1 protein-coding gene and 1 pseudogene are annotated in these 1,043 nt (G+C 39.5%); both read right to left on the bottom strand.

The annotated features are described in order from the left end of the window. Nucleotides 1–191: 191 nt before the first annotated feature. Complete coding sequence (locus F0231_RS20760) at nt 192–662, bottom strand: hypothetical protein (RefSeq protein WP_171761570.1); 471 nt, start codon at nt 660–662, stop codon at nt 192–194. Between the two features lie 114 nt (nt 663–776). Further along, nucleotides 777–1,043: pseudogene (locus F0231_RS20755) on the bottom strand (hypothetical protein); the annotation flags it as partial.

Genomic DNA, 1,043 nt, shown 5'->3' with positions numbered 1-1,043 from the left:
AAGTAAGCTAGAAAGTGAAATGCAACAACTAGCAAAAAGTACACGAACATTAGACCTAAATTTGCTGAATTAGCTACTTTTTCCTCATTGGCAACTAACGCCGCATTAAGGTGTGAGCGACGCTTGGCTATACTTGAGCGAAGCGAAACTGCCAAGCGTTGCGAATCACTCTTAAATGCTTTGTTATGCGATTACTGCCAACGCGCACGATCTCCAACACTTGTTGAACGTTTTCTCCTCGTTGGTGAGACATAGTCTTTATCAAGATAGTTTGTATCGCAATTAGTGCAATGCCAGAAACCTTTTGCTTTGATATTTTGTAAACGAACAAAAAGCTCATCTACATCCTTACATTTTTGACAAAAAGGACCATCTTTACCTTTTTCAGTTTCACGCCAGTAATATGGAGCAACATACGATGCTTCATCACGTTCTCTCAATTGTTTTTTGAGTGCTTTAATTTCTTCGTCTTTCTCAATCAACACTGTTTGAATGTCAGCAAGCTCTATCTTGGTTTCCGCAAGCGCAGATATTAGATCAGCTAATTTAAATTTCATTTCCGCCTGTTCAAGCGAGTTTCCACTTGATTTGATTACTTTTGCTAATTCATGGGCAGTCTTCAAACTACCTAAAGCAGCACTTATAGTTACAATATCTGCCATATGTCCTCTTTAATCGCATAACGCCGCATTAAGGTGTGAGCGACGCTTGGCTATACTTGAGCGAAGCGAAAATACCAAGCGTTGCGAATCACTCTTAAATGCCTTGTTATGTAGCTAGTTGAATAGGTCATTTAGAGCTTCAACGGACAACGCCCACCCTAATTGACGTTGCGGCATTCTATTGATTTTTGCTGTAATCTCAGCAAGATCGCAGTGTTCAAAACCACCATCCGCATAAATGAAATCTTGAAACAACGACATTTTTTCATTCATATGCCCGACTAATTTTCGACTATCTGTTTTCGTAAAATCAATAGCTGCCGGTGCATTTTCAAACGACGATACAATTTCATTTGGTGCGTTTTCTAACGCCAATAGGTT

The organism is Vibrio sp. RE86, assembly GCF_013114545.1.
Taxonomy (GTDB): Bacteria; Pseudomonadota; Gammaproteobacteria; order Enterobacterales; family Vibrionaceae; genus Vibrio.
The sequence above is the reverse complement of the archived record's forward strand: the minus strand, read 5'-3'. Positions and strand labels throughout refer to the sequence as shown.